Annotated in this window: 17 protein-coding genes; 8 read left to right on the forward strand and 9 right to left on the reverse strand. The window is 71.9% G+C overall.

What is annotated here, in order from left to right:
- Positions 1 to 12: 12 nt before the first annotated feature.
- Positions 13 to 3960 (reverse strand): ThuA domain-containing protein, encoded by a 3948-nt coding sequence (locus O3438_RS08865; protein WP_269679496.1) that lies wholly within the window; start codon positions 3958 to 3960, stop codon positions 13 to 15.
- 366 nt (positions 3961 to 4326) lie between these two features.
- On the opposite strand from O3438_RS08865, the gene O3438_RS08870 reads away from it, so the two are divergent.
- On the forward strand, positions 4327 to 4617 hold the full coding sequence (locus O3438_RS08870) for a DUF1540 domain-containing protein (protein ID WP_088991595.1): 291 nt from the start codon (positions 4327 to 4329) through the stop codon (positions 4615 to 4617).
- Positions 4618 to 4663: 46 nt separating this feature from the next.
- Here O3438_RS08870 and O3438_RS08875 read toward each other — a convergent pair whose 3' ends face one another.
- The 3 genes from O3438_RS08875 to O3438_RS08885 all read right to left on the reverse strand — a co-directional run bounded on the left by O3438_RS08875 (position 4664) and on the right by O3438_RS08885 (position 8980).
- Positions 4664 to 6124 (reverse strand): GTPase, encoded by a 1461-nt coding sequence (locus O3438_RS08875; RefSeq protein WP_269679497.1) that lies wholly within the window; start codon positions 6122 to 6124, stop codon positions 4664 to 4666.
- Entirely contained in the window at positions 6121 to 7977 is a 1857-nt protein-coding gene (locus tag O3438_RS08880) for a dynamin family protein (RefSeq protein ID WP_269679498.1), read from the reverse strand. The genes O3438_RS08875 and O3438_RS08880 overlap by 4 nt, the downstream gene beginning before the upstream one ends.
- Before the next feature lie 115 nt (positions 7978 to 8092).
- Positions 8093 to 8980, reverse strand: coding sequence for an IniB N-terminal domain-containing protein (locus O3438_RS08885; RefSeq protein ID WP_269679499.1), 888 nt, complete (start codon positions 8978 to 8980; stop codon positions 8093 to 8095).
- Positions 8981 to 9277: 297 nt separating this feature from the next.
- On the opposite strand from O3438_RS08885, the gene O3438_RS08890 reads away from it, so the two are divergent.
- The 7 genes from O3438_RS08890 (at position 9278) to O3438_RS08920 (ending at position 18685) form a co-directional block, all read left to right on the forward strand.
- Positions 9278 to 10543, forward strand: coding sequence for an Hsp70 family protein (locus tag O3438_RS08890; protein WP_269679500.1), 1266 nt, complete (start codon positions 9278 to 9280; stop codon positions 10541 to 10543).
- A 5-nt stretch (positions 10544 to 10548) separates the two neighbouring features.
- Positions 10549 to 13104 (forward strand): helix-turn-helix transcriptional regulator, encoded by a 2556-nt coding sequence (locus O3438_RS08895; RefSeq protein ID WP_269679501.1) that lies wholly within the window; start codon positions 10549 to 10551, stop codon positions 13102 to 13104.
- Positions 13105 to 13116: 12 nt separating this feature from the next.
- The gene (locus O3438_RS08900; protein WP_269679502.1) at positions 13117 to 15048 is read left to right on the forward strand and encodes a sensor histidine kinase; all 1932 of its coding nucleotides are present in this window, start codon (positions 13117 to 13119) and stop codon (positions 15046 to 15048) included.
- Entirely contained in the window at positions 15045 to 15494 is a 450-nt protein-coding gene (locus O3438_RS08905) for a roadblock/LC7 domain-containing protein (RefSeq protein ID WP_088989030.1), read from the forward strand. The genes O3438_RS08900 and O3438_RS08905 overlap by 4 nt, the downstream gene beginning before the upstream one ends.
- The gene (locus O3438_RS08910) at positions 15472 to 15852 is read left to right on the forward strand and encodes a DUF742 domain-containing protein (protein ID WP_269679503.1); all 381 of its coding nucleotides are present in this window, start codon (positions 15472 to 15474) and stop codon (positions 15850 to 15852) included. Before O3438_RS08905 ends, O3438_RS08910 begins: the two co-directional genes overlap by 23 nt.
- Positions 15853 to 15924: 72 nt before the next feature.
- On the forward strand, positions 15925 to 16665 hold the full coding sequence (locus tag O3438_RS08915; protein WP_269679504.1) for a cellulose binding domain-containing protein: 741 nt from the start codon (positions 15925 to 15927) through the stop codon (positions 16663 to 16665).
- 103 nt (positions 16666 to 16768) lie between these two features.
- The gene (locus O3438_RS08920) at positions 16769 to 18685 is read left to right on the forward strand and encodes a glycerophosphodiester phosphodiesterase (protein ID WP_269679505.1); all 1917 of its coding nucleotides are present in this window, start codon (positions 16769 to 16771) and stop codon (positions 18683 to 18685) included.
- A gap of 55 nt (positions 18686 to 18740) precedes the next feature.
- Here O3438_RS08920 and O3438_RS08925 read toward each other — a convergent pair whose 3' ends face one another.
- The 5 genes from O3438_RS08925 to O3438_RS08945 form a co-directional block, all read right to left on the reverse strand.
- A complete protein-coding gene (locus O3438_RS08925; protein ID WP_269679506.1) occupies positions 18741 to 19337 on the reverse strand; it encodes a hypothetical protein in 597 nt (198 codons plus the stop codon).
- 112 nt (positions 19338 to 19449) lie between these two features.
- On the reverse strand, positions 19450 to 20052 hold the full coding sequence (locus O3438_RS08930) for a hypothetical protein (protein WP_269679507.1): 603 nt from the start codon (positions 20050 to 20052) through the stop codon (positions 19450 to 19452).
- Positions 20049 to 20810, reverse strand: coding sequence for an EndoU domain-containing protein (locus tag O3438_RS08935; protein ID WP_269679508.1), 762 nt, complete (start codon positions 20808 to 20810; stop codon positions 20049 to 20051). The genes O3438_RS08930 and O3438_RS08935 overlap by 4 nt, the downstream gene beginning before the upstream one ends.
- A gap of 7 nt (positions 20811 to 20817) precedes the next feature.
- Positions 20818 to 21519, reverse strand: a complete 702-nt coding sequence (locus tag O3438_RS08940) for a WXG100 family type VII secretion target (RefSeq protein WP_269679509.1) — start codon at positions 21517 to 21519, stop codon at positions 20818 to 20820.
- A gap of 10 nt (positions 21520 to 21529) precedes the next feature.
- Positions 21530 to 21850 carry a type VII secretion target gene (locus tag O3438_RS08945; protein WP_269679510.1) on the reverse strand — a complete coding sequence of 107 codons (321 nt, stop codon included), beginning with the start codon at positions 21848 to 21850 and terminating at the stop codon, positions 21530 to 21532.
- Positions 21851 to 21881 lie beyond the last annotated feature (31 nt).

The raw sequence follows: 21881 nt of genomic DNA on the forward strand, positions 1-21881 counted from the left end.
ACCGGTTGCGGTTCAGCTGGTGTACGCCTCCACCTCCCAGAGCGAGTGGCCGTAGCCGGTGCCCCGGGCGGTGCCGTTGATCCGCAGGTAGCGACCGTTGGCGTTGAGCGCCGTGTGTTCGTCCACCCCGCCGTCGCCGCCGGTCACCGACTTCACTGTGGTCCAGGTGGTGCCGTCGTTCGAGGTCTGGATCTGGTACGCGCTGCTGTACGCCGCCTCCCAGCTCAGCTTGACCCGACCGATCGCGGTCGGGCTGCCGAGGTCGACGCGGATCCACTGCGGGTCGGAGAAGGTGCTCGACCAGCGGGTGGTGAGGCTGCCGTCGACCGCCTGGGCGCCGGTCACGTCGGCTCCCTCGTTGCTGGACGTCGTCGTCGGCTTGTTCAGGAGCAGGTTGCCGGTCGGTCCGGTCGGGCCGCCGGTGCCGCCGTACACCTCGAACTCGAACAGCGAGTAGCCCCAGGCGGTGCCCCGGGTGGTGCCGAGGAGTCGGACGTACCGGCCGGAGCCGGTGAGCCCGGTCAGGTCGTCCACTCCGCCGTCGCCGCCGGTCACCGTGCGGATCGTGGTGAAGGTGACGCCGTCCGGGGAGGTCTGGATCTGGTAGCCGCTGCCGTACGCCGCCTCCCAGGTCAGCTTGACCCGGTTGATCGCGTAGGTGGCACCGAGGTCCACGTCGATCCACTGCGGGTCACTGAACGCGCTGCTCCACCGGGTGCCGGCGACGCCGTCGAACGCGTTGGCGGCGCCGTACGCGCCCTCGAGGCTGGAGGCTCGCGCCGGCTTGCCCCGGGCCAGGTTCGCTCCCGGCTCGGGATCCGGGTCGGGGTCCGGGTCCGGACCCGGTCCACCGGGGCTGGTGGAGAGGGTGAACTCGTCGATGTCGAAGTACGGGCCGGTGCCCTTGAAGACCAGGAACAGGGTCCGGGTGCCGGTGACGGCGGTGATCCCTCCGGTGACGGTGGCGAAGGTGGCGTACCCGCCGGTGGGTGTGACGGTGGCCGAGCCGACCAGCGGGCCGGTGGGCGAGTCCACCCGCAGCTCCAACGTGCCACCGCCGCCGGCCGGCGCGCCGACCCGGGCGCTGAACGACTGGACGCCGGTCAGGTTGTACGGGCGGAACGAGATCCAGTCGTTGTTGTCGATGTAGCCGACCGCCGCGCCGCCGTTCCCGGCCGCACCCGCCACGATCTGCACGCCGGACGAGTCACCGAAGTGCTCGGCCTGACGTACCCGAGGTTGCAGGACGGCCTGGGTGTGCGTGGTCAGCGCCGGCTGGCCACCGCCGCCCAGGTCGGTGTACTCGGCGTCGATGATGCCGAAGATGTTCGCCGCCGCGTCGTGCTCGCCATCCTTCGACGTCTGGATGACCCCGGAGCACCCCTGCACGCTGCCGAGCTGGTGGCCGTGCGAGTCGTGGCCGAGGACGTAGTTCACCTTGACCCGGGCGCAGTTGATCGCACCGTCCTGGGCGTCGGTGACGGTGACGGAGAACGGCACCGCGTCCCCGAAGGTGAAGGTCTGCCCGTTCAACGGGGTGTTCACGGTGACCACCGGGGCGCTGTTGCCGACCGTGACGACCACGCTCGCGGTGGCCGTCTTGCCGGTGGTGTCCCGGACCGTCAACGTCGGGCTGCGGGTCCCGTTGGTGGTGTACGTGAAGCTGGGGTTCGCCGCCGTCGAGTCGGTGGTGCCGTTGTTGTCGAAGTCCCAGGCGTAGGTGAACGGGTCCCCGTCCGGGTCGAGGGTGCCGGCCGAGGAGAAGGCCACGGTCAGTGGCGCGGTGCCACTGGTCGGGGTGGCGGAGACCTGGGCGACGGGAGCTCGACCCTCGCGGGCGTACTCGATGCGGTAGAGCGCCGAGTTCGCGTCGCCGTTGAACCAGCCGGTGCCGTAGTCGAGGACGTAGAGCGCGCCGTCCGGCCCGAACTCCATGTCCATCACCTGGGTGCCGGTCCACGGGAACGGGTTGATCTTCAGTGGTTGGCCGGTCGAATCGAGCTTGATGTTCTTGATCCAGCGACGGCCGAACTCCCCGGCGAAGTAGGTCCCGTCGTAGTACTCGGGGAACGCCACGGGCGAGGTGCTGGTGCGGTCGTACCGGTAGATCGGGCCACCCATCGGCGACAGGCCGCCGCCGGTGAACTCCGGCGGCGAACCGGAGCCGCCATACGGCAGCCAGGCCGGAATGGCCGGCGGGAGCTGGGTGATGCCGGTGTTGTTGGGCGAGTTGTTCACCGGTCCGCCGGCGCAGTTGAACTTCGCCCCGGACGGGCCGGACGGGAAGGTGTAGTCGTTGTACGCGTCGTTGCGGGCGGTGCAGTAGGGCCAGCCGTAGAAGCCGGGCCGGTCGATGCGGGCGAACTCGACGTTGCCCGCCGGGCCCCGGTTCGGGTCGGCGGTGCCCGCGTCCGGACCGTAGTCGCCGAGGTAGACGATGCCGGTGGCCTTGTCCACGCTCATCCGGAACGGGTTGCGGAAGCCCATCGCGTAGATCTCGGGGCGGGTCCGCGCGGTGCCCGGGGCGAACATGTTGCCGGTCGGGATGGTGTAGCCGCCGGCCGCGCTCGGCTTGATCCGGAGCACCTTGCCGCGCAGGTCGTTGCTGTTCGCCGAGGTGCGCTGGGCGTCGAACGCCGGGTTGCGTCCGGCGCGCTCGTCGATCGGGGTGAAGCCGGCCGAGTCGAACGGGTTGGTGTCGTCGCCGGTGGACAGGTAGAGGTTGCCGGCGGCGTCGAAGTCCATGTCACCGCCGACGTGGCAGCACATGCCCCGGCTGGTCGGCACGTTGAGGATCAGTGTCTCGCTGGCCAGGTTGATGGTGTTGTCCGCGTTGACGGTGAACCGGGCCAGCCGGTTGACACCGTCCCAGACGGCGAACTGGGCTGGGGTGCCCTCCGCGGGCGCCCCACCGCCGGGGGTGCTCAGCGGTGGGGCGAAGTAGGCGTACACCCAGCGGTTGGTGGCGAAGTTGGGGTCGGCCTTGATGCCCTGCAGGCCCTCCTCGTCTCCGGTGTAGACCGGCAGGGTGGCGGCGATCTTGGTGTTGCCGTTGGCGTCGGTGTGCCGGATCACGCCGTTGCGGGAGGTGTGCAGCACGCCCCGGTCGGGCAGGACGGTGAGGCTCATCGGCTCACCGGTCTCGGCCGCGCCCTTGGCCAGCTCCACCTGTTGGAAGCTGCTGTTGACGGTGCCACCGCAGTCGGCGTCGACCTCCCCCGCCGCGGTCCTGATGCCGCCGAGCAGGTGCTGGCGGAAGCTCGCCTCGCTGTACGACGCGTCGGTGTGGCCCAGGCCGGTGTACCAGGCTCGGCCGCCGGAGTAGTTCTGGCACCAGGAGATCGGGTGGTCGGCCCCCATGCTGCCGCCGGTGTAGGTGGTCTCGTCCAGCGTGGCCAGCACGTGCACGTTGCCCCGGGGGTTGGTCCGGTAGTTGTACAGCTCGTCGAACCGGCTCCAGCGCTGCGGCAGCCCCGCGGTGGACGGGTGCACCTGGTCGGCGACCTTGACGGTGACGGTCTGCTCGGCCGGGTGCGAGGCGAAGTACGCCCCGACCAGCCCGCCGTACCACGGCCAGTCGTACTCGGTGTCGGAGGCGGAGTGCACGCCGACGTACCCGCCGCCGCCGGTGATGTAGCGCTCGAACGCGGCCTGCTGGGCGGCGTTGAGCACGTCGCCGGTGGTGGACAGCCAGATCACCGCGGCGAACCGGTCCAGGTTGGCGTCGGTGAACTGGGCGGCGTCCTCGGTGGCCTCGACGGTGAACCCGTTGGCCGCGCCGAGTTGCTGGATGGCGGCGATGCCGGGGGTGATGGATCCGTGCCGGAATCCGGCGGTCTTGCTGAAGACCAGGACGGTGAACGGTGCGGCGCTGGCCGTGGGTGGCGCGGCGACGATGCCGCCCGCCACGAGGATCGTGCTCAGCGCGAGGCCGAGCCACGATCTCAGGGATCTGCGCACAGTGGGGTCCTTTCGCGGTGCGGGGACGGCGTGCGCCGATCACGCCAGGCGGTGGTGGGACGAGATATGTGAATGCATCGTTGCGTTCCGGCGACGGGCGCGTCAAGCACTCTCCCACCATCCGTGAGAGCGTTATCTCCGCAGGTCAGGGACGACTGTGCAACACAAGATCGAATAACGGTTTTCGGGCCGGGGATCCGCGCGTGGGTGGCGCCAGACGATCGGGGCCCGGTCCTGTGGTGGCTCGCGCGTTGCTCAGGGGTTAGGCAAGGCTGCCCTAGCCAAAATATCCCGTGAAGGCGCGAATTGTCCCGTCGGGGCCGGGTACTGCGATGACCCGCACCACCGACGGAAGCGAGAACGCCGATGACCGACATGCTGGAGATGCCGCGGGTACACGAGTGCACCGTCACCGACTGCGGCTACAACCACGATGGCTGCCACGCCTTCGCCATCACCATCGGGCAGCAGAACGCCAACTGCGCCACGTTCATCGACACCTCGGCGAAGGGCGGACTAGACCGCGTCATCGCCCAGGTCGGGGCCTGCAAGCGCAGCGACTGCCAGCACAACGCCGAGTTGGAGTGCCACGCACCGTCCATCCGGGTCGGTCCGGGCCAGGACATCGCCGACTGCCAGACCTACCAACCGCGCTGAGCAGACGGGGGCGGCCGGGACGGCCGCCCCCGAACCGCGTCCCCGCTCAGCGACCACCCGCGACCAGCTCGGCGATCATTCCCTCGCAGCTCCGGACGACGACCTGCGCACCGCGCCGCTGCGCCAGCGGAAGCAGCGGGTCCTCGGCCCGGTCCCGCCACCGCCACTGCGCCTCGGCGGCGACCTCCCAGAGCCGCTGCGCGGTCGCCTCGTGCTCGACACCGAGCCGGGCGGCGAGGCCCACCCCGTTGCCCCCGACCAGCCGCTGCGCCTCGTCGGCCAACTCCGCGTCGAACCCGAGCCGGGTGTTGCGCAACGCCACCAGCAGGCGCAACTCCCGGAACTCGTGCGCACCCGCGAGGATCTGCTCGACCGCGCCGACCACCTCGTCCGAACCCCGCGTGGGTTCGGCCCGCAGCACCGCCTCCACCGCGGCCAACGCGGACCGGGCCTTCAACGCGTCACGACGGTCGATGAAGCAGCGGGTCACCGACTCGCGCAGCTCCGTCAGACCGCTGCGCCGGATCAACTCGGCGGAGAGCTTCACCCGGCTGTCGAAGCCACTTCGGACCAGGGTGGCCGCCAGCCGGACACCGAAGATCCCGAATCGGTCGAGCAACGCGGCGCGCACCTCGGTGTCCAGCCGAACCGGCAGCTCGCCCCGGAGAAAGCGATCGGTCGAGATCAGGTGGGCATCCAGCTCCGCCCGGGGCACGCGGGCGAGGGCCGCGAGCGCCGCGAAGTCCGACTCGCCGAGCATCCTGCCCGCCAGGCCGAGCATCCCACTGCACGCCACCACGTTCACACTGAGCGCGCCCACCCGTGGATCACGGTAGTGCCGGCGGGCGAGTTGGCGGGCGGTGAGCAGGCCGTCGATCCGACCTCCCCCGGTCTCGTCCGCCCTGGACAGCACCATGATCACGTTAACCGGGGCGGCCTGCCCGACGGCGCCGTCCCGGGCCGCCTCCAGCACCCGCAGATCACTGTCACGACCGTCGCGGGTCAGGTACAACACCGCGTCCGAGTCCCGCAACACCCGCTCCAACACCGACGCCAGGCCCTGCTCGACGTCACCGTTGACCGCCGGGGTGTCGATGAGCGTGATCTGCCGCAGCGCCCGCGTCGGCCACTGCACGACGATGTCGCGGAGGTCGCCGGTGTCCCAGCCGAGATCCACCCGCAGGCCGGTCGCCGACTTCACCACCGCCAACTCCTGCGGAGGCTGACCCGACGGGTACGCGGTGGCGCGCGGCACCGGGCCGTCCTCGTACCAGGTGAAGACGCCGTCGGCCCGCTCGACAGGCGCGACCTCCTCACCCATCAACGCGTTGACCACTGTCGACTTGCCGGATCGCCACGGGCCTACGACCGCGATCCGCAGAGGTTGCTCCAACCGGGCCACCTGGTTGCGCAACTGCGCCACGACCCGTGGGTTGTCCTGGTAGAGCTCGATGGCCTGGTGCAGCAGGCCCCACGCCGCCTCGTCCAGGCGCAGCCCCACCGTCATGTCTGCGGTTCCAGCAGCAGCGGGGCGGACCGCACGCCGGTCAACTGCTGCGCCTGCTCGTAGAGCGCGGCCAGCCGGGTCATCTTCAGCCGGATCTCGCGTTGTCGCTGCTCACGAAGGGAAGCGTCGGTGTCGGCCTCCTGCTTCGCGCTGCGGAACGACTGGACGATCGCCTCCTGCAACTCCTCGGTCAGCGCCGTGAAGTGGTCGCGCAGCATCCGCTGCACCTGGCGGACAGCGTCCCGGCAGTCCCGGCTGATCCGGACGAAGACGTCGTCGACGTGGCGCTGGATGGTGGTCTTGACGGTCGCCTGCCGGCGGCGGAGCAACTGCTTGCTCTCGTCGCGGATGCTCTTGCCACCGAAGAGCGCACCGATGCCGACCGAGACCGGGTTGATCATCGGCATGCCGGCGAGGGTGGTCGCCAGACCGAACATCAGCATGCCGCCGTACGAGCCCTTCATGCCGGTGAACAACTTCTGGCCGGTGGTGAACCTGTCGATCGTCGGACGTTGCAGCTCCGGCATCCGCTCACCGATGTCGTCCGGCATGGACATCGACCAGGCCGGCAGCACGTCGTAGCCGTACCTGTTGAAGTTGGCGGCCACCCGGCGGGCGATCCAGTCGCAGCGCTGGATCAGCCACTCGCGGTTCGCCTCGGCCGCGTCGACCAGGCTCCTCTCCAGCCAGTCCTGGAAGGTCTCCCAGGCCACCAGAGGGTCGGCGGTGTCGAACGCCTCGTCCACCGTACGCAGGATCTCCCGCGTCCGATCACGAAGGTCGTACTCGATGTCGGAGAGCAGGTCGCCGATCTCGTCGTTGAGCGTGTTCTGCCAGCGGGTGGAACACCTGCGCAGCTCGTCCACCTCGCGCTGCGCCGCGTGCAACCGGGAGATCGGCCCGGACTGCTCCTCGGTCTCCTGGGTCTCCAACTCGGCGCGCAGCGGAGCGGCCAACTGCTCCACGACCGTCCGGGCAACCGTCTGCACCGATGCGCGGGCCAGATGGTTGGCCTTGCCGGCCAGGTCGCGTTGCAGTCGGGCGATCAGCTCGGGAAACCCCGACTCGGCGTTGAGGCCACGGTCGTCGGCCGCGGCGGCGCGCAGTCGCAGGGTCGCCGAAACCGGGATCAGCGTCGCCGGGACGCCGGCCTCCACCAGGTGTTGCCGATTGCGTTCGGCGACCGTGCGCCAGTCGGCCACCAGATCCGTCTTGCTCTGCACCACGACCACGTTCGGGTGTGACCGCATGACGTGCAGCACCATGTTCAGTTCGGCGACCGACAGCTCCCGGGTGGAGTCGGAGACCAGCAGCACGACGTCCGCGCGGGCCGGAGCAGCGACTGGGACGGCGCCGCCGACACCGGCGACCTCGTCGGTGCCGGGAGTGTCCACCAGCACCATCCCGGCGCCGAGCAGGGCACGTGGCACACCGATCTCGACGTACGCCGGGCCGCCGCCCGGACGCCGACCGACTGTTCCGGCCACGCCCGCAGCGACCTGGTCGAGCGCGACCGGCGTTCGCTCGACGGTCACCGCGTCGGCAGTGCCGGCGGGACGGCCCGAGGCCGGCGCCGGAGCCTGCGCCACCACCGCGGAAGGGGCTTCCGCGTGCCGCACGACGGTGGGCAGCACTGTGGTGCGGCCGTCGCCGACCGGGCAGGCCGGGGCGTTGATGATCGCGTTGATCAGCTGACTCTTGCCCTGGTTGGGTTCGCCGATGACGAGGACGCGCAGCGTCGGATCCAGCAGTTGCGCACGCTTCTGCCGCACCGTCTGGAGCAGGTCAGCACGACCGTGTGCACTGCACGTGCGGGCGATCTCGTCCAGCACGTCCAACCAGATCCCGGCCATCACCGCACCAAGTGTGCGGATTTCGGCTCAATTATCAAGAGGGACCGGGTGGGGAACCGGGAAGGACCGGATCGCCCGAGGCGATCCGGTCCCCCGCTCCGACCGGAGATCCGGGTCAGAGCAGGCCGCCGGTGATACCCAGCAGCCCGTGATCGGACGAGGCGTGCGAGTCGCCGCCGAGCACACCGTCGGTGACCCCACCGGTCACGTCACCGACAGTGCCGGTGACACCGGGGAGGAGGCTGTCCACCTGGTGCGTCACGCCGCCCACAGCCGACGGCACGTCGAGCGGTGGGACCACACCGCCGACGACACCGTCGCCGTGCCCGAGGCCGAGCCCACTCAGGGTGTCGTTGACACCGAGGGAGTTCACGACCCCGCCGAGCTGACCGTGGGTGCCGGGCAGGACACCACCGGTCAGGTCGCCGCCGATCAGGTTCGAGTCGGTGACACCGAGCAGACCGCTCGGGTCGCCGACGGTGCCGGTGACGTCGCCGAGGACCGGGTCCGCGATCGCGTCCACCGGCTGCACGACGTCGGCGTCGAGGGTGTACGCCACGTCGCCCACACCGGCGAGGTCGGTGTCGAGCCCGTTCGGCCCGATGCCCAGGCCGACCCCCGGCAGGACGGTGATCCCGGCGGCGGCGGTCGACGGGTCGACAGCGATGGCGCCGAGCACGCCGGCCTTGACGTCCACGCCGGTGGGCGAACTGGTGACGCTGATCTGCTGCGCCACGCTCTGCAACTGGCCCACCACGTCGGTGGTGTCGGTGACCAGCGGGTCCAGCCCGAGCTGCCCGACGGCCGGGGCGATCGGCCCGAGCCCCTGGCCCGGCGCGTAGTCGACGACCAGCGGCACCACGTCCTGGACATCCGCCGCGGTGATGTCGGTGAGCCCCGCACCACGCAGCGCACCCTCGGGGTCGAGGTCGAAGGCCGACCGCGCGTCGGGGTTCGTCAGCAGGTCGAGCACGAAGTCGTGGAGGGTCTGGTGCGAGTCCATGTGCTGGTTCTCCTCGGATCTGGCGTCGGCGACGTGTCGTACGTCGACAGTGACGCTATTGCCGGGCCCGCCCCCCGGGCATCGGGGCTGAGCCCGCATCCGGGCCGGTTGAACTAGGGAGTCCGCCACCTCGTACGTTAGGGGGACAGGGGGAAACCGTCCCGGCGAGATTAGGGTCCCGACCAGGGTCTCATCTCTGGTACGAACGTAGGAGCCCGCGGGTTTCGCCGGGGGTGGGTCGTCGGCAGCACCGACGCCATCGCCACCGGCGGCCACCTCACGGGGGGAGAAGAAGCGATGCCGTACGTCCTGGGGATAGACATCGGGAGCACCAACACCGCCGCCGCCGTCGCACGGCTGCACGGCAGCACCTGGACCCGTCCCGAGGCCGTCCCGCTGCACGTCGACTCCACAGTCGTACCGTCGGTGCTGTGCCTGTCGGAGGACGGCTCGCTGCACGTCGGCGAGCCCGCCACCGACGACGGCAGCCGCACCACGCGCGACTTCGTCCACCGCATCGGCGACGACGTGCCCCTGCTGCTCGGCGGCGAGGCCTGCGCGCCGCAGACGCTCACCGCGGAGCTGGCGGCCTGGGTGGTGGAGCGGGTCCACGCCCTCGAGGGCGGCCCGGCCGAGGCGATCGTCCTCAGCCACCCGGCGGGGTGGCGTCCGTACCGGCGGGAGGTGCTGCACCGGGCCCTGTCCGGCTTCGGCCTGCACAACGTGACGTTGCTGCCCCGTACGGTCACGGTGGCCGAGAGCCACGCGGCCCGCGGGTTCGCCGGCAGCACGGCTGTCGTCTACGCGTTGGGCGGCAACAGCTTCGAGGCGGCCTTGGTGCGGCGCACCCCGCGTGGCACCTACGAGACGTTCGGCACTCCCCAGGGGCTCGACTCGCTGGGCGGGGCCGACTTCGACGAGGCGTTGGCTGAGCACACCCGTACCGCGCTGGCCCGGGAGTTGGCCGCCAGCGCACGCCGCGGCACCCAGGCGGCGTTGCGCGGGCTGCGCGCGGAGTGCGACCGGGTCAAGCGGGTGCTGACCGTCGACCTGGCGGCCGACGTGGTGCTGGCCCTACCGAACGGCCCGGCCCGGATACCGGTGACCCGGGCCCAGTTCGAGGCGATGATCCGCCCGACGGTGCAGGTCACCGTCGACCTTCTCGTGCGGGCTGTGCGCAGCGCCGACCTGACACCGGAGCACCTCGACGGTGTCCTGCTGGCGGGCGGTTCGACCCGCGTCCCGCTCGTCACCGAGCTGATCAGCGCGGCCCTCCCGGTCCCCGTCGAGGTCGAACCGGACTCCCAGTTGACCGCCGCCACCGGGGCGGCGATGGCCGCCTGCCAGGTGGTGTCGCCGCGCGCCCGCCGAAACCCACCGGTCCGCGACACGGCCCCGGTCAGCGGCGCCGGGCGGGCCACCCTCCCGGCACCCCGCCGCCCCCACCACGACACCACCGTTCCGGGTGATCCGCCACCGCGGCCCCCGGTCCGGGTCCTCCCACTGGACCTGCCGAAACCGTCCCGTCTGGCGTTGGCCCGCAGCCGGGGACGCGAAGGATGACCCCAATGATCATGAACGACATCGCCGAATCCGGGTTGACCCTGGATCGAGGGCCGCAGGCTCTGCTGGACGCCGTCGGACAGGAACCGGCCGGGCCGCTCAGTGTCGGCATCGCCGGCCCCGGCGGTCACGGAAAGACCGCGCTGCTGACGGAACTGGCGCGAGTCCACCAACGGTCCGGGATCGCCGTCCGCACCATCGCCCCCCAGCCGGGCGAAGCGGTCGACCCCGACACAGTGGTGTTTGTCGACGACGCGCACCTGCTCGACGACGCACGCGTCGAGGTGCTGCTACGCCTGCTCGCCACCCGCCGCCACCGACTGGTGGTCGCCCACCGCCCGTGGCCCCGGTCCGCGGCGCTCAGCGAACTGGTCGACGCGTTGCGCCGCGACGGGCAGGCCATGCTCCTCACTCCGTTCACCCGGGAGCAGACCGCCGCCTACCTCGCCGACACACCGGAGTTGAGCAGCCGTGACGACCTCGTCGACTTCGTCCACGCCCAGACCGGCGGCGTACCCCGGGACGTCGAACGGCTGGCCCGTGGCCTGGCCGGCGCGGAAACCCGGACCGGCGCGGTGGTCAACCCACCCCGGTCCGTGGTCGCGGAGTTCGGACCGGACCTGGACGTCCAGCCCACCGCCGTACGACATCTGCTGCTCGCCGTCGCGGCGGGCGGGACACTGCCGGTGAGCATGCTCGGCGCGCTTGTCGACAGGGAACCGGCGGCGGTGGACGACCTGATCGCCACCACCAGGGCGGCCGGGCTGCTCGGCGCCGACGGCCGACTGACGCCGATCGTGCGGCGGGCCGTCACGACGCTCAGCCCCACCACCGAGCGAGCTGCGGTCTGGCGGCGGCTCACCGAGCTGCAACTCGCCCGGGGTGGTGCGGTGCTGCCGCTGGTCCGGTCCCTGCTCGCGGTGGGCGCGCTCGGCGACTGTCCGGTCACCACCCTGGCCGCCGCGGCCAACGAGGCGCTGGCCGACGAGCCGGCCTTCGCCGCCGACCTGTTCGCGGCCGCCACGGCGGCCGGCCGGCCAGCCGGCGCCGAGCAGGCGCTCGCCGCCGCGCTCGCCGGCAACCTCGACGACGCCCTCCGCCTGGCCGACCGGCTGCTGGCCACTGCCGCCCCACCCGACCGCCGCGAGGCGGCAGTGGTGGCCGCGACCGCCCTGGCGCACCGTGGTCACGTCGGGCGCAGCGTGGAGCTGTACCGGTGGGCGGGCACCGCATCGGCGACGGCCTTCGCCACCGTCGGCGGGATCGCCACCGGAGACCTGGACGTCACGGCCCAGCCACCGCCGGGTGACCCCACCGGCGAGCCCCCGACCATGCACGCCAGCGCCGCCCGCCTGATGGCCACCGGCGTACGCGACAGCGTGTCCGGCCCGCCGACCGCCGCGCTCTCCGCCCTCGTCCAGGCCGCCGCGTTGCTGGAACCGGACGGGCGGGCGGCGCTCCTGCCGGACAGCCCGGCCGCGCTCGCCGCGTTGACCGCCGTGCACTGCGGTGAGCTGGAGATCGCCGAACGGGTGTTGCACCGGGCCCTGGCCGCCGGTGTCGGTGGCCCGCTGATGGCACGCCGCCACCGGCTGTTGCAGGCCTGGATCCTGATGGTCCGGGGCGACACGCACGCCGCGACCGAACGCCTCGCCACCGTCACGCTCGACGGGCGGCAGCTGGAGTCCCGCGACCTGCTCTTCGCCGCCGCGATCCGGATGGGCGTCAGCCGACGCAACAGCGACCTCGGTGCGCTGAAGCAGGGCTGGGGGCAGGCGCTGGAGGCGGTGGTCCGGCACCCCGTCGACCTGTTCACCCTGCTGCCGCTCGGTGAGCTGGCCATCGCCGGCGCGCGGCTCGGCGACCTGGCCCGGCTGGAGCCGTACCTGATCCAGGGACGTGCGTTGCTGAGCCGGCTCGGCGATCCACCACTGTGGAGTGTCCCGCTGCGCTGGAGCGGCCTGCACGCCGCGATCCTGACCGCCGAGCCGACGACCGCCGACGAACACGTCGCCGCGTTGCTCGCCGCCGCCGACCACAGCCGGTACGCCGCCGTGGTCGCCGCCGCAGCACAGAGCTGGGTGGAGGTGCTGCGCGGCGACGTCGACCCGATCCGGGTGGAGGCCGCCGCCCGGGGGCTGCACGACACCGGGCTGTGCTGGGACGGCGCACGCCTCGCCGGTCAGGCCGCCATCCGCACCGCGGACCGACGGGCGATGACCACCCTGCTCGAATGCGCCCGCGCACTCCAGGGACGGCCGTCCGGCGGGCCGGCACCGGCGACCGGTGCCGGCACGGCACGGGTCGCCGGCCCCACCCAGCAGGGGCTCAGCGACCGCGAGTACGAGGTCGCCGAACTCGTGCTGGCCGGACTGACCTACCGGGAGATCGGCGACCGACTCTTCATCTCGGCGAAGACCGTCGAACACCACGTGGCGCGGATGCGCAACCGGCTGAACTGCGCCAACCGCACCGAGTTGCTGGCGCTGCTGCGCACTCTCGTCGCCGACCGGGCCGCCGACACGGCAGGCCAGCCGTGGCCCCGGCGAACCGTCCGGTGAGCGGGGCGAAACGTGACGCGTAACGAGGTGCGGCTGATCCGGCTCAGGCTGGTCGTGCTGGCCGCCGTGCTGGTCTCCCTCTGGTCGTACGCGGCCTACGTGGCCAGCCAGGACGCGATGGATCTGCTGCGGGTGCGCGCGCTGGCGGGCACCCTGGGCCAACCCGTCGACCGCCTGATCGTGGGCCTGCAGACCGAACGTCGACTGACCGCCGAGACGGTCACGAGAGCCGCGCCGGCGGTGGCACCGCTCGTCGAGGCGCGCCGGGGGACCGACCGGGCCACCGCCGAGATCCGCGAGTTCGCCGACGGCAGCGACCTTCGACTGCTCAGCGCCGGTGACGTCCGGGACCGGGCCGGCGAGCTGGTCCGGCGACTCGACGGCCTGAGCACGATCCGCTCCCGGGTGGACGCCGGGCGTCTCGACGTGGCCAAGGCGGTCGACGGGTACGACCAGGTCATCGACGTCGCCTTCCGGGTGTACGGCCCGGAGTGGGGCGCGTACGAGAGCACGCTGGCCGCCGACACCCGCGCGGTGATCGCGCTGGCCCGCGCCCGGGAGCTGCTCGCCCGGGAAGACACGGTGGTCAGCACGGCCCTGACCACCGGTCGGCTCGGGGCCGACGAGCGGCGGCGGCTGACCGAGCTCGTCAGCAGCCAGCGGTACGCGCGCGGCGAGGCGGCCGCCGGGTTGCCCGCCGACGACCAGGGCGAGTACCAGCGCCTGGTGGGCGGGCCCGACTTCGCGAACCTGCTCGCCCTGGAGGACCTGCTGCTCTCCGGCGACGCCGGCGCCACCCCGGCCGGGGTCACCGCGCAGGCCTGGCGGGCCGCCGCGGACGCCTCGCTCGGCGCGTTGCAGACACTGGTGACGACCACCGCCCGCAGCAGTGCCGATCGGGCGGCGCCGGGCGCGGCAGTGGTGATCGCGCGTACCGGCGCAGTGCTGGGGCTGGGCCTCATCGTCGTGGTCGTGCTCCTGCTGAGCTGGGTGAACACCGTCCGCCGCCTGACCGACGCACCGACCAGGACGGGCGATGACACCCCGGCCCCGGACCCCGCACAGTCCGGGGCCGGCGGCACGACACCGGGCGGCGGCAACCACGACCTGTTCCTGCGACTGACCCGACGCAACCAGGCACTGCTGCGCGACCAGCTCAACCTGCTGGACGGGATGCAACGCCGGGAGCGGTCGGCGGAGGAGACCAACGAGCTGTTCCAGCTCGACCACCTCACCACCCGGGTCCGACGTAACGTGGAGAAGCTGATCGCCCTCGCCGGCGCGACGCCCGCCCGCCGCTGGCGGCGGCCGGTGCCACTGCTCGACGTGGCGCGCGGCGCGGTCGCCGAGGTGCCGGACTACCACCGGGTCCTGATCGCTCCGCACTGGCCGTGGTCGCTGGCGGGCCCTGCCGTCACAGACGTCGTCCATCTGCTCTCGGAGCTGATCGAGAACGCTCTCGCCCACTCGGCGTCGGACACCACGGTCCGCGTCTCCGGCGAGCCCCGCCCGCAGGGCTGCGCGGTCCTGGTCGTGGACGACGGGTCCGGTCTGGACGCGTCGACGCTGGCGGAGGCGAACCACCTGTTCGGCAGTCCGCCACCGGACGGCCCTCCCCCGGGTTTCGCAGGTCTGTACGCCGCCGCCGTACTGGCCGACAGGTGCGGTGCCCGCGTCTCCCTGCGTCCCAGCCAGCGAGGTGGGACGGCGGCGATCGTGCTCCTCCCGGCCGCGCTGGTCACGCCCCGCGGCGACGGCCCCGGCGCGACCACCGGCACCACCTATCCGCCCTCCCGCGACGCCGTCGACCCGCCCGCCCCGAACGGCGACGGCGCGCTGCCGACACGGGTTCGCCAGGCCGGGCCGTCCGGCTTCGGAAACGACAGGACCAGCCTCGACACGGTCGAGATCCCGATCGCCAGAACAGCAAGGAGACATCCATGACGTCCGCAGTGGTCACCAACGACGGCCTGACCGGTGCCCTGGACCGCCTGGTCGACCGAGTGCACGGCGCGGAGTTCGCCGTGGTGCTCTCCCCCGACGGGCTGCCCCTCGGCGGCTCGCGGCAGGTGGGTGCGGAGCTGGTCGAGCAGATCTCCGGTGTGGTCGCCGGCCTGATCGGTCTGGGGCTGGCCGCCACCCGCGTCTGCGAGGGGGGTGCGCTTCGTCAGGTGGTGGTCCAGATGTCGCGGGCGTTCCTCTTCATCGCCACCATCCCGAACGGGACCATCCTCACCGTGCGGATCGCCGGCGACGACGTCGAGGTCGGCGACATGGCCTACGAGGTGGCGATGTTCGTGGGGCAGGCCGAGCGGCACCTGCCCATCCGTCTGGGGCCGGCCTCCTCGGCGACGATCGGGGACACAGGTGCGCAGCACCGGCACCGCTGACGAGGCGTGGTACGACGACGAGGCGGGACCGGTAGCCCGGCCCTACACGATGACCGGCGGGCGTACCGCGCCCACGGGCGGCCAGTTCGACCTGATCGCACTGGTCGTCGCCCGTCGAGGTGTCACGCCGCCCACGCCGCTCTTCCCTGAACAGGCGCGGCTCGTCGAGCTGTGCCACCATCCAGTGTCGGTGGCCGAGGTTGGCGCCGAGCTGGACCTTCCGTTGGGGACCGTTCGGGTGCTGCTCGGCGACCTGCTCACGGCCGGGCTGATCGAGACGCACGACCCGCCGATGCTGTCGGAGCTGCCGACCGAGGATCTGCTCGAGGCGATCCTCGTCGGGCTTCGCGGTCTGTGACACGGCCGATGACAGCCGCGATCCGCACGGATCGCCGGCGCATCCGGCGACGAACCGAAGGGGAGACAGGCAGTGCCGGCAACACCACCCCAACCACGCCGTACTGTGGCGATCATCCTGCTGGACCGGATCGTGGCTCTCGCCACGGCCACACGGCGGGTGCTCACCGGTCGGGACGACGTCTCGCGGGCCACCTGGGTGGCCGCGATCGCGGCGCTCGGGGTGCTCGTCGTGACGGCCGTCGCCGTCGTCGGACTGCTGCGTACGCCGGAGAAGCTGACGCCGTTGACCCTCGACGCGCCGCCGTCCGCCGACCCGGTGGGCACGCCCGCGCCGGACACCCCACGGGCGCAGGCGCGACCGGCGGCGAGCAGTCCGACGGCGTCCGCTCCCCCACCGGCCGCGTCGGCCACCGCTTCAGCGCCGACGGCCGGGGCGTCGACCCGGCCCACCCCCAGCGGTGCGACCGCCTCGCCCGCTCCGGCCGCCCTGACGGCCGACTTCGCCGTCGCGGACAACGCGTTGCTCAGTTACGGCGCGGCGGTGACGATTACCAACCCCGGGTCGGTGTCGGTGCCGCAGTGGACGCTGACGGTCACCCTGCCCCGGGAGTCGCTGCGGGTCAGCGGCGTCGAGGGCGCACGGGCCAGCCGCGACGGTGCGGTGTGGACGTTCGTGCCGGACGGAAGCGCCGGCCAGGTGCCGGGCAGCGCGTCGGTCCGGGTGACGTTCCGGGTCAACGGCTCACTGGCGGGCGCGACCCCCGAGGCGTGCACCATCGACGGGACCGCCTGCACCGGCCTGACGCACTGATCTCAGGCTGACCGGCTCAGGTCGGTAGCGGTACACCGAGCGTTCCGTCGACGGCAACGCTTGATTGATCATCAGTTCGGGGCCGCTTCGTACCGTTCCGGCCATGACTGTCCTACCCGCACCATCGTCGCTCGATCGCACCGGGCCGAGGTTCGGCGGCCTGCGTACCCGGGTCGCCGCCACCGTCGCCGCGCTCGCCGTCACCGGCGCTGCCGGCGCGGTCGCCGTCGCGACCTCGTCGCCGGCCACCGCCGGGCCCGGCAGCGTCGTCGTCTCGGAGAGCTTCTCGTCCGGGTCGCTGCCCGCTGGTTGGAACGCGGTCGACGGCACCTGGAAGGTCGAGAACGGCCGGCTGTACGGAACCTCAGCGAGTTCCAGCGACAACAACAAGATCACTTTCGGTCGGCACCTGAACGACTTCCGCCTCGAGGCGACGATGCGCTTCGAGACGGTCTCCGCCGCGACCCGCTGGGCCTCGCTCGGCATCGACGTCCCCGCCGACGGGGCGACCCCGTGGTGGATCGCCACCATGCGCAGCGGCACCACCGCCGCCAACGGTCTCGAGTTCGCCCAGCGCACCACGGGCAACGCCTGGGTGGTGACGAACACCGCCTCCGCCCCGTACGCCGCCGGCACCGGTCGGGACGTCCGGGTGGCCGTCGAGGTGCACGGCAACCAGGCCCGCTGGATCTTCGACGGGCGGGAGGCGATGCGGACGAACAGTCTCCAACGCTCCGCCGACGGCGTGCAGGGGCTCTTCGTCAACGGCGCGACGGTCTCGTACGACGACGTCACCGTCACCGAGCTGGCGGCGAACGGCTACCTGCGACCCGAGGGCAGCCCGTTCACGGTGATCGCCCACCGGGGCGCGTCCGCCGCCGCACCGGAGAACACTCTCGTCGCGCAGGAGATCGCGCGTCGCGGCGGTGCGGACTGGATCGAGAACGACGTCCAGCCGAGCAGGGACGGCGTCCCGTTCATCCTGCACGACACCACGGTAGACCGGACCACCGACGGCACCGGCGCCATCCGGGACCTGACCGCCGCGCAGATCAAGGCGCTCGACGCCGGCTCCTGGTTCGGCCCGCAGTATGTCGGTGAGCGGGTGCCCACCCTCGCCGAGCAGTTGGCGGACCTGCGGACCCGCGGCGGCAACCTCCTGCTGGAGATCAAGGGCAAGCACACCCGCGACGAGGTCGCCACCATCGTCAAGGTGATCCGGGACGAGCAGATGACGGGCCGCGTCTTCGTCCAGAGCTTCGAGGTCGACGCGCTGCGGTACACCTACGAACTCGCCCCCGAACTGCCGCTGGGCCTGCTCCGCAGCACCCTGGACGCCGATCCGGTGGCCATCGCCCGGGAGCTGCACCTGACCGCGTACAACCCGGACGGCAAAGCGTTGCTGGCCAAGCCGGAGGTCGTCGCCCCGCTGCACGCGGCCGGCGTCGCCGTGATGGCCTGGACGATGGACTCGGCCGGCCTGTGGCAGCGGTTGGAGCGCATCGGCGCGGACGCGATCATCACCAACCGCGCGGCCGAGCTGGTCGGCTGGAACGCGGCCTTCCTCCAGCGGGCGTCGACCGACCCGACCGTGCAGATCACCTCGCCGGCCGACGGCGCGCGCCTGGATCGGGCGCAGTCTCCGGTGATCGCCGTGGCCACCACCAACGCGGACACCGTCACCGTCACGCTCGACGGCAAGAAGTCTGCGGCCGGGCGCAAGCTCGACCTGGCCAAGCTGACCGCCGGTCGGCACACCATCTCCGTCCAGGTGAGCGGGCCCGAGGGTGCCGCCACCGCGACGAGCACCTTCACCGTGACGGTGAGCCAGGCCGGCCTCGGCTACCTGGTCCTCACCTCCGGGGCCGATGCGGGGGCCGTCACGGCGATGACCACCAAACTGGTCCACGCCCAGTACGCCGAGCTGGCCACCTACGCCGACCGGCAGGCCGGCAAGCTGGTGCCGGCCCAGATCGCCAGCGTCATCGCCGCCGACGCCCGCACCCTCGCCCTGAAGTAGCACCCCCCGCACGTATGTCCCCGCCGTCGACAATCGACGGCGGGGACCGGTCGTCTCAGTGGACGGTCACCGGTGACTCGACCGGTTCGCTCTGCCGGCCCAGGAGTGGCAGCGCCGGGGCCAGCGCCACCAGCATGCACAGGCCGGCGATGGGGAGCAGGTCGAGCGTGACCACCGGCAGGACGATGCCACCGAGCAACAGCGGCACGCTCCACCAGGGCAGCCGCCGCCGGGCCGCCAGCATGCCGGCCAGGACGACCAGGCCGACGAAGAAGAACTGGGGTACGACGTCGTAGAAGGCCACCTCGACACCGGGGATGTCCTTGAAGTCCGCGCCAAGCGCCGACATCTCCGCCCGGTCGGCGGCCAGGAGCCCTTCGACGATGTCGGCACCGAACTGCACCATCGTCGCGGCAAGCCCGACGAACGTCAGGACCACCACCCCGTCGCGCCATCGGCTCGCCGGCAGCAGACGGGACAGCGCGAGCACGGCCGGCACGAAGCACACCATGCCCGCGAGGGCGACCAGGTGCGCGGCCTGCCAGTCGAACCCCGGGCCGTAGACCCCATCCGACCTACCCCAGAGACGGACCAGGCCGTAGGCGGCGATACCGACAGGTCCGGCGATCAGGAAGAGCGCAGCGCGTTTCATGCCCGCCATCATCTGACCACCGACAGGTGCCGCGACTCCGGGAAGATCCCTTGCCCATCCCCGGATTCCGGCTCAGGTTCTCCACCGAGCAGACCCCGGCGCGGGGTGTGATTCAGGCGCGCCAGACGGCCCGGGAACCGGCCAACGCCGCCTCCTGGTAGGGCGTGCGCGGCGAGCCTCCGGCGATGACCTCCACCGACCACTTCTGTTGCAGTCTGACCCACAGCCTCGACATCACGCCCGAGTACGTCGACAGCTCGTCCGTGCCCTCGGCCACCTGCAACACGTACGCCCACGTTGCCGCGTCGGGCGCGCCGTCGAGCGGGGCACGCCAGGCGCGATGCAGGGCGAGGCCATCCCAGTTCGGAGCGTCGGCGGAGAGCAGCGCGTCGGCCGGCGCCGGATCCGGGGCTTCCGCCGGGCCGTCGGGCACGAACCGGTACGCCAGTGGCGGCACCTGCGCCACGACGGGCACCTCGGCCAGGTCGGGACCGTCGGGTTCGCCGACGAACGTGCGCATCAGGTCGCGTTCCTCGGCGGTGACACCGACGCCCTGGTAATCCAGGCTGAGTAGGAGGGTGGCGTCGGCCAGGTCCAGCTCACCTGCGGCGTACTGCTCACGGACACTGCCCAGGGCGTCGTCGGAGAGTCGACCCGCTAGCCGTCGGCACACCTCGCCGACCGCCGCGTACATCTTGGTGTCCATGGTGTTCATCTCTTCTTGTAGTCGCCCAGCTCGGTCCGCGTGACGTTGCCCTGGTCGTCCTGGACCACTCTGATGATCTTGTTGCCCTTCGGGCCCTCCCAGGTCCAACTGCCGTCGCCGCCGACGTCGGGACTACTGTATCGGGGCGGGTTGCCCATCGGGACTCCCTGCGGCGCGGGGTTGGGCGCCGGCGGGTTGAGGATGACTCCCGGGTCGGTCTTTCTCGACGGGAAGGCGGTGCGGATCTCGCCATCGGCGAGCACTGTCGTCTTGACCTCCACCCCATCCACGACGCCGACGTAGTCGTAGGCCCACACCGGGTTGCCGTCCGCGTCCTTGGTCGGGTTTGGCCCCCTGGTCGGTGGCCCCTGCTGCGTCACCCGGTGCGCGGCGTCGAGGATCTTCGCCTCGTCCCAGCTCTTCGGGAACTCCGTCTTGTTGGAGAAGCCGGTGCCCGCGAGGTGGCCGCCCTGGCGACCACCGTCGCCCTCGATGATGTGTTTCCGAGACGCGTCGCTGTGGTGGATGCCCCCGGCGGGCGGCGGCGTGGTCGGCGCGGGGGGCCGGGTCGGCCTCGGCGGTGTGGTGGTGGACCCCTGGCCGACACCCGGCGGATGGCCCTGCTGCCGCGCCTGGCCGGTGGCCTGCTGGGCGCTGGAGATGCCGTTCGCGGCGTTGATGCCGCCGTAGCTCCTCGGGGGTCTGCCGGCGCCACCGCCGCCCGTGCCGCCACCGCTGCCGCCACCGGGTCTTCCGGGCCTCGCCATGGACGCCTTATCCGTTCACGATGCGGGTGAGGTTGGTCAGGCTGGTGATCAGCGCGCCCACGTACATCAGGATGCGCCCGGCCCACTTGACGACGGCGGCCGTGATCTGCGCGGCGATGACCGGGATCGTGACGACGAAGATGGCCTCCACGGCCCAGACGACCACGCGCGCCACCAGGTCGGCGATGAGGTCGCGCACGATGTCGCGGGTGAACGCCACCAGGTTGCCCGCGCCCTCGGTGGCCGCCGCCAGCGCCGCGGAGACCGCGCCGAGGCCACCGAGAGCCTCGACGTTGTGGTCCATCAGATTGTGGTACGCCACAGCGGCCTGGCCATACCACTCGGGCAGGTCACCATCCAGGTGCGACCGCAGGTCGTTGGCCATGCTGTGCAGCTCGGCGGCCATGTTGTTCCAGGTGGCGGCGTGCGAGGCCACCACGTCGGGCATGCCGGTGAGCTTGTCGAGCATGTCCCGTAGCGGCTCGAAGTATTCCATCGCCCAGCCCAGACCGTTGGCCAGCAACGCGCTGAACGGGTCCAGCACGGTCACCGCCACATCCAGCCCGAACGCGGCGCCCGCGAGCAGGTCGTCGACCCAGCCCTCACTCCTGATCGCGTCGACCAGCCCCTCGACACTGTCGGCCAGGGAAGCGCCCGTCCAGACCTCGCGGGTGGACGTGACGTCGGCGACCAGCGAGTTGTCGGTCATCGCGCGGCCCTCATCGGGCCAACTGGTTTCCGACGTCGGTGATCAGGCTGGCGTTGTCGCCGTCGACCGCGTCGTAGTCGTCGGCGGTGCGGCGCAGCCCGGTGGCGGCCAGCGTCAGGTTCTCCTCGACGCCGGCGAACAGCTCGTCCTGCCGAACGTGTTTGCTCTCCAGGACCCCGGCGATCCACCCGCACAGCAACCCGTACGCCGAGTCGTCCTGCGCGATGTGCGCGCTCGCCGCCTTCACCGCCGCGAAGCGCGCGGCCAGCGCGTCGATGTTGCGCGCGTGGGCACGGATCTCCTCCGCGTCGACAGCGAAGCCGTCCTCCATCGATATCACCGCCAGCTTCGGTGGTCGTCGC

Origin of the sequence: Micromonospora sp. WMMC250 (genome assembly GCF_027460215.1) — a bacterium.
Lineage (GTDB): Bacteria > Actinomycetota > Actinomycetes > Mycobacteriales > Micromonosporaceae > Micromonospora > Micromonospora taraxaci.

Bases quoted from the DNA above. Each gene is read 5' to 3' on its own strand.
- O3438_RS08930 (WP_269679507.1), bottom strand. From the start codon at position 20,052: ATGAACACCATGGACACCAAGATGTACGCGGCGGTCGGCGAGGTGTGC.
- O3438_RS08870 (WP_088991595.1), top strand. From the start codon at position 4,327: ATGACCGACATGCTGGAGATGCCGCGGGTACACGAGTGCACCGTCACC.
- O3438_RS08935 (WP_269679508.1), bottom strand. From the start codon at position 20,810: ATGGCGAGGCCCGGAAGACCCGGTGGCGGCAGCGGTGGCGGCACGGGC.
- O3438_RS08925 (WP_269679506.1), bottom strand. From the start codon at position 19,337: ATGAAACGCGCTGCGCTCTTCCTGATCGCCGGACCTGTCGGTATCGCC.
- O3438_RS08920 (WP_269679505.1), top strand. From the start codon at position 16,769: ATGACTGTCCTACCCGCACCATCGTCGCTCGATCGCACCGGGCCGAGG.
- O3438_RS08940 (WP_269679509.1), bottom strand. From the start codon at position 21,519: ATGACCGACAACTCGCTGGTCGCCGACGTCACGTCCACCCGCGAGGTC.
- O3438_RS08905 (WP_088989030.1), top strand. From the start codon at position 15,045: ATGACGTCCGCAGTGGTCACCAACGACGGCCTGACCGGTGCCCTGGAC.
- O3438_RS08880 (WP_269679498.1), bottom strand. From the start codon at position 7,977: ATGGCCGGGATCTGGTTGGACGTGCTGGACGAGATCGCCCGCACGTGC.
- O3438_RS08885 (WP_269679499.1), bottom strand. From the start codon at position 8,980: ATGGACTCGCACCAGACCCTCCACGACTTCGTGCTCGACCTGCTGACG.
- O3438_RS08875 (WP_269679497.1), bottom strand. From the start codon at position 6,124: ATGACGGTGGGGCTGCGCCTGGACGAGGCGGCGTGGGGCCTGCTGCAC.
- O3438_RS08895 (WP_269679501.1), top strand. From the start codon at position 10,549: ATGATCATGAACGACATCGCCGAATCCGGGTTGACCCTGGATCGAGGG.
- O3438_RS08890 (WP_269679500.1), top strand. From the start codon at position 9,278: ATGCCGTACGTCCTGGGGATAGACATCGGGAGCACCAACACCGCCGCC.
- O3438_RS08945 (WP_269679510.1), bottom strand. From the start codon at position 21,850: ATGGAGGACGGCTTCGCTGTCGACGCGGAGGAGATCCGTGCCCACGCG.